At 38.2% G+C, this 6,668-nt stretch carries 4 protein-coding genes; 1 reads left to right on the top strand and 3 read right to left on the bottom strand.

Features of this window, described 5'->3' with window-relative positions; translation table 11 throughout:
- Window positions 1–437: 437 nt before the first annotated feature.
- Complete coding sequence (locus tag V6260_RS17620; RefSeq protein ID WP_341595437.1) at window positions 438–1,721, bottom strand: aromatic amino acid transport family protein; 1,284 nt, start codon at window positions 1,719–1,721, stop codon at window positions 438–440.
- Window positions 1,722–2,213: 492 nt separating this feature from the next.
- Here V6260_RS17620 and V6260_RS17615 point away from each other — a divergent pair, with 492 nt between their 5' ends.
- The gene (locus tag V6260_RS17615; RefSeq protein ID WP_341595436.1) at window positions 2,214–5,030 is read left to right on the top strand and encodes a P-loop NTPase fold protein; all 2,817 of its coding nucleotides are present in this window, start codon (window positions 2,214–2,216) and stop codon (window positions 5,028–5,030) included.
- A gap of 263 nt (window positions 5,031–5,293) precedes the next feature.
- Here V6260_RS17615 and cysQ read toward each other — a convergent pair whose 3' ends face one another.
- Both cysQ and cysC read right to left on the bottom strand, forming a co-directional pair.
- Window positions 5,294–6,064 carry a 3'(2'),5'-bisphosphate nucleotidase CysQ gene (gene cysQ, locus V6260_RS17610; protein ID WP_341595435.1) on the bottom strand — a complete coding sequence of 257 codons (771 nt, stop codon included), beginning with the start codon at window positions 6,062–6,064 and terminating at the stop codon, window positions 5,294–5,296.
- 9 nt (window positions 6,065–6,073) lie between these two features.
- Window positions 6,074–6,667 carry an adenylyl-sulfate kinase gene (gene cysC, locus V6260_RS17605; RefSeq protein ID WP_002958870.1) on the bottom strand — a complete coding sequence of 198 codons (594 nt, stop codon included), beginning with the start codon at window positions 6,665–6,667 and terminating at the stop codon, window positions 6,074–6,076.
- Window position 6,668 lies beyond the last annotated feature (1 nt).

Genomic DNA, 6,668 nt, shown 5'->3' with positions numbered 1-6,668 from the left:
CTCGAAGGCGAGCCCCGCACAAGGCCGCCCCGACGCAACGATAGTGTAGCATTTGTTATGTGGCTCTCCACCGCAGTGGGCACTACGACATTATTAGCTATGAATTTACTTAATTAATTGAGCTATTTTAAGGTAAGAAAATCGAGTTTATAACATGACAAAATTTAATTGTTATAACTAATTGCTCCGCATTGCTCTACCTCCAGTATCCACACGGCCGTAAATCAGAAGCTTTTAATGCAACTTAGCTAATCCTTTAAATTAATCGAGTGTTAATGTGGTTGTATTGGTAATTTTTCTGAGCTTTGGAAGGTGAGTAGCAGTGGGAAATACTAAAATTAACTAAGATGATAGGTATAAACCACTGCGCTATTTATTTTTGTTTAATTTACGTTTTTGCCTAATGTTGAATAATAAGACTCAGGTTTCTCAGTAGGTTATTTAAGCATGCTATAAAAGAGTGCAAATACAGCTAATAAACCGATAGTTAATATAAACAACGTGCTCGAACGATTACGATACTTATGAAGTCCAGGCACTTTATAAACTGCAATCATTGGCATGATGAATAAAATCATCGCAATGATAGGGCCCGATAACTGATCCATCATGTTTAAAATACTTGGGTTTTTAACAGCGCAAAACCAAATAGCTAAAAACATAATTAATACACCAATTTTATCGGCTATTTTTGCACTGAGGTTTGATTGCTTAGTCACTAAACCCGTAAAGCTTTCACGTGCCCCTAAAAAGTGACCCAAAAACGACGAAGTAATAGCAATAAAGGCAACAAGCGGTCCAAGGGTGGCGATAAATGAATTGCTCGTGATGTTAGCTAGGTACGATAATATAGAGACGTTAGCGGCTTTAGCCGCCGCCATTTGTTCGCCTGTAAGCGACAACACGCAAGAGAACACAAATAACAGTACAAAGGTAATGAGTAGTAAACTAGTGCGCTTTAAAATATCCTCAGATTTACTAGCTCCCTGAGTACCGTAATGTCCACGCTGTACATTTACAAAGCTTGAAATAGCTGCTGCGTGGCTAAACGAAAATACAATGATAGGAATTGATAACCACAGCGTTTTAGTAAAGTTACTAGCCTCAGGTAGGCTCATATCTGGCATTTGCCAGCTAGGTATTAAATAGAGCGATAAAAAGAATAATATACCCACAAGTGGATAAACTAAAATAGCAAAGGCACGTAGCATTAAACGCTCGCCACCCATCATTAGGCTGATCATGCCCGCAACTAATACGCCTGAAAGTAATACGCGAGATGGCGACTCTAACCCCATTTGATTAACCATAAAGCTATCAACGGTATTTGTTAAGCCCACACCGTAAATAAGCAAAATTGGGAATATAGATAAAAAGTACAACAATGAAATTAATCGACCCGCAGTCACACCAAAGTGCTCTTCAACTACATCGGTAAAATCGGCATCTTTGTTTTTTGACGAAAGCACAAAACGCGCTAACCCACGGTGAGCACAAAAGGTCATTGGGAATGCTATACATGCCATAATAATTAACGGCCAAAAACCGCCAATACCAATATTAATAGGTAAAAACAAAATACCCGCACCAACGGCCGTACCAAAAAGGCTTAGCGTCCATTGTGTGTCATGCAGATTCCATTTAGATTTTTTTGTATTTGCTGAACTTGTATGTGTGTTTGTTGATGCATTTGAAAGCGTTGCATCTTGAGATGTTGTCATATGTGTGTGCTCATCCATTATTTAAAATAATAATTGCGCGCAAGAATATAACTTTTAACGTAGTTTTTCATGCTTAGTCGCTTTTGTCTCGCGAAACCATTGTAGTAGATTAGTTACTAAGTGTAATGAAAATGAAACGTTGTTGTGGGGTATGATGAGGGGCTTGGTGTGTGGTTTAGATTGTGCTAGAGATTTATTGCAAGTAGCTACTCAATTATGGTTAATACTTGATCAATTTTAATTATTTAATCGCCATTTATAGAGTGTAAAATAGCTCACCATTCTTGTTTAAATTTTCATATAAAAGCTTTTATCTTGAGGGCCCTTAATATTAGCCCTTTGTATGTTTAACCACGTGAGAACATATAAAGTAATTTCTACATACAATCTAGATTAGTTATTCAATTTAGCAATGTTTTGTAATGCAGAATTTGGATTATTATTTATGCGGTGTACACTGGCGAAGTAACGTATTAATAAGGATGTTAAACATTGTCGCAAGTTAAAACTCTTCCCATTACAGCCAGACGCTGGCTTTCTCTTTTATTGTGCGCAATTACTGCTGCAACAATTACTGTATTTTTAAGCCAAGTCGGTTTTGTGCAAGAGCCCTATGCTAGCTGGGGCGCTATTTTAAATGTAAATCCAACTCTACATTACAGCAGCGCATTTTTAGCAGGTATTGGCATAAAGCTCCTGCTTGATAAGTTTTATATATCGCACCCTAAACGCAGTGTTGGGTTTAACTGGCGATATCCGCCTGTGACAATCGCTGTATTAGTTTCATTGTTTATAACTGCTTTTTATACGCTAAGCACAGCCCCAAAATTTGATGAAGCTGCATTATATGCGCAAAGTTTTATGAGCTTAAAATACCTAGCACTTACGTTTATTGGCATGATCATAACTGTCATTTATCAGACAAAGCTCTATACCCAAAAGCCAATTTTTACGTCTGTATTAGTTGCCCTTAGTTTAATTTATATAGTTTTTGCCGTCAGCTTAGCTGATATAACACCTGCCTTTAATGTCTTTATGTACCTAGCTGCTAGTTATTTAATTTTAGCGATTTACTTATTGTGTAATGAATATAAGCAGAGTAAACAGCAGGGTTTCATGTCTGAAGGTAAACCGTCTGAAGCTAAAGAAATGCCTGAACTAAAAACTTTAGAGCACTTTAGAGAATGGTTCAAAGATGATTCGACTATTAAAAGCATAGAGGAATTAGAACCCGATTTACAGGTTTACGCCATGCGCATTACCGAACGGCTACAAAAAGGCGGTGATAAAGAGTTAGCACAACATATAGCCCTTTGCGGACCTTATGGTTGCGGGAAAAGCAGTATCGTCGAAAGTATTGTGAATGGTTTAGCAAAAAACTCTCAAAAAGAGAGTATTTGGATACATAGTGATATATCAACATGGGGCGCTGCAAGCGGCAGTGTTGCGCATGTTGTATTGAGCCATATTATCGACGATATAAGTCAGTATATTGATATGTGTGCCTTTCGTGCGTTACCGAAGCATTACACTGAAGCGTTGAAGTCTGGCGGCAGTGTATTTCAGTTTGCATCTACGTTACTCGCAGGCCCCGTTGATATTGAGGGACGTTTTCAAAAACTTAATGACGTTCTTGATGCAACCAATCACAAGTTACTGATCACCTTGCAAGACGTAGATCGTGGTACAGGCGATGAAAACGAAAAACGTTTAAACGATATAGCCGCGCTGCTCGATAGATTGAAAAATCGAGATTTGAGTCATATCAATTTTATCGTTGCGATGGGAAATGAGAAGCCAAATCATGCTGTGGTTTTAAGTAAAGTTGCTGATCACATAGAGACAATAATATCTCAAGACTTCAAAAGCATACTTTGTAAGTGGGCAAAGTTATGCACTAAAGAAGTATTCGAGAATGATATGTTATTAACACATTGTCCAATAAGTAGCTCTGAACGATATTTTAATCAAAACCCTCTTACCTTTAGTCAGACTTTTTATCAGCCAGCTATTATTTCTAATAACTTTATAGTCTCAATTCGAGTTTTGAAGCGAGTGATGCGACGTGTAAGTAAGTGCTGGACTAAAGAAAAGTTATTGGGAGAGGTTGATTTTGGCTCTTTGTTATTACTCACTACATTACGTGAGGTTGAGCCTGTGTTATTCAATGCATTTGCAAACTCTTACATAAGCTTAATTAATGGTAAAGTAGAAAATGGAAAGCAGAAAACAATAAATGAAGCCCTTTCAAACTTGATAGCTGATTTTACAAATAGTGAAGCTACGCATGTTTACAATGCTTTGTTTAAGGAGTTATTAAATCTTATAGAAGATATAACTGATAAAAGCGGAAATGGTTTAAAAAGTGATAAAAATAGTGACGAGCAACATTTAGGTGTAAAACCAGATACTGTTGATTATTTAAAGCGGGTATTACTGGAAACTGTCCCTGAAAATGAACTTAGAGACCAAGAGGTATTGAAAGAGTTTAAAACGATACTCCCTGAGAATATTGAAAAACTGGCGAATCGTATATGTATAGATCATCGTTGGTTAGTTAGTTTTGAGCGTTTTAATGGTATCTTTGGAGCTAGTGACGATATTGAAAATAAGAACAAAAGAAAGTCATTAGCCTTTGCAATTTTAGATAATAAACAGGCTGAAAAATCGAGCGTACTTTCTCCTCAGAGTACCTTTGAAAACACGTTGTTACGAACAGTTGTTATTGAAGGTCACTTTGAAGAAGTGTTAAATAAATTAGCTGGAATTGAGTTTGCTCAAGCTCTATTATTCCGGATTCTTACTTGGCATTACAGTTTCCTTTTTATAAGCCAAGAATTACCTGAATTAAGGATTTCAAAAGATTCTAAAGGTGATTATTTTGATGTTGAAGAGTCAGAAGATCGCCGGAAGATTGCTGAAAAAGCCAAAAGCTTTACGCAGAATATAGATTTCAGAAAGTTTTTAATTGAAAACTTAGACCAACTAAATATGAAATCCATTGAGTTAACAATACATTATTTAGTATTTACACAATTCGATGACTCAAAATTCAACTTTGATGAAAAGAGGATGGAAAATATTTTAAGTATTTGTCTAGCTAGTGTTTCATCAAATGCGACATTACTCCTTATAAATAATGCTAAGTTTGCTGAACCTGAAGCTATTTATTTTCGACAGCACCTCCTAAAAGTTACGACAGATGAAAAGGTATACTTAAAAAACAAAATTCAATGTTTTCAACATCAAGATATTACAGAAGATCAGAAATTTAAAGTCATCGATAATTTAGGTTTATCAGAAGAGTAAGTTAGAGTTGAGTTTAGGTGAGATTCCGACTTATGTTTTTAGCTTAGGTTTCAAACCTCTGTGTAGCGAAGCGACTCTGTGCTCTCGGTGGTGAAATTGTTTTTTAATAGAATGCAGAGCATAATTAGTTACATGAGCACTATTCGTGGTTTAAGCTATCTTATTACGAGTGAAAATTCAGACTTATTGACGCCTGCTTAAAGCTCCTGATTTTAAGGGGTTGGGTTTCGTTGCACTAAACCCAACCTTCACTCAAACTTCTCTTATCCCTCTAAAGCTGAAACAATAAAATACGGATTCAAGTATTCATCTTTGGTGTTATAAATAAGCGGGCTGCCATCAAGCTTAGTGACTTTAGCACCGGCTATTTCGGCGATTGCATGGCCTGCGCCTGTATCCCATTCGCAGGTTGGACCTAAGCGCGGGTAAATATCGGCGCTGCCCTCAGCGACTAAACACAGCTTTAGTGAGCTGCCTTTAGACACCATTTCAACGTCGTCAAAGCGTTTTACAAACTCGGCTAAATCGGGTGATGGGTGCGAGCGGCTACCTACAACACGAATTAACCCTTTGTTAGGTTTAGTCGTTACTTTAAGCTCAATTCGCTCATCGCCTTTATCTTTAAATGCGCCAATGGCTTCGGCGGCTAAGTACGATACGCCGAGTGCGGGTGCATCTACTACGGCTAAAATAGGAATGCCATTTTTGATTAGGGCGATGTTTACGGTAAATTCACCGTTCTTTTTAATAAATTCTTTAGTGCCGTCGATTGGGTCAACTAACCAGTAGCTTTTCCACGTTTGGCGTACATCCCAGCTTATGTCAGCGTTTTCTTCACTGAGTATTGGAATATCAGGTGTGAGCTGTTGAAGCCCTGCCACAATCAATTTATGAGCTGCTAAATCGGCGTCGGTTACGGGGCTTTCATCGGCTTTGTACTCAACGTTAAAATCCTTTTCGTAAATTCCCATTATCGCTTGGCCTGCTTTGCGGGCAAGGATGAGGGTTTCTTCTAGCAGTTCGGTTTGATTCATGGGGTTAACCTATATTATGTGCTTTTGTTTTAGATACGTTATCAGTTGTGTAACCGATTGGTCTAGGGTGTTTTTACTTGTATCTAAAATTATTTCTGGATTGTTTGGCACTTCGTAGCTTGAATCGATACCAGTGAAGTGTTTTATCTCTCCAGCGCGGGCTTTTTTGTATAAGCCTTTTGGATCGCGGCTTTCGCATACATCCAGTGGGGTATCGATAAAGACTTCGATAAATTCGCCTTCGTCAACTAAGTTACGCACCATGTCGCGTTCTGCTCTAAAAGGCGATATAAACGCAGTAAGTACTAATAAGCCAGCGTCGGTCATTAGTTTTGCGGTTTCGCCTACGCGGCGTATGTTTTCAATGCGGTCTTCGTCGCTAAAGCCTAGGTCTTTGCATAAACCGTGGCGTACGTTGTCGCCATCGAGCAGGTAAGTGTGTGTACCTTGCTGATTAAGCGCCGCTTCTAGTGCGTTTGCTACGGTGCTTTTGCCTGAGCCTGAAAAGCCGGTAAACCATAAAATAGCGGGCTTATGTTTTTTTTGCTCACTACGCTGTGCTTTTGTAGTTGCGTAGTTATGCCAAACTATATTTTCATCCATA

The organism is Pseudoalteromonas aliena (assembly GCF_038155085.1).
GTDB lineage: Bacteria > Pseudomonadota > Gammaproteobacteria > Enterobacterales > Alteromonadaceae > Pseudoalteromonas > Pseudoalteromonas aliena_A.
Note: the sequence above shows the minus strand (reverse complement) of the source record. Positions and strands in the feature narration are given on the sequence as shown.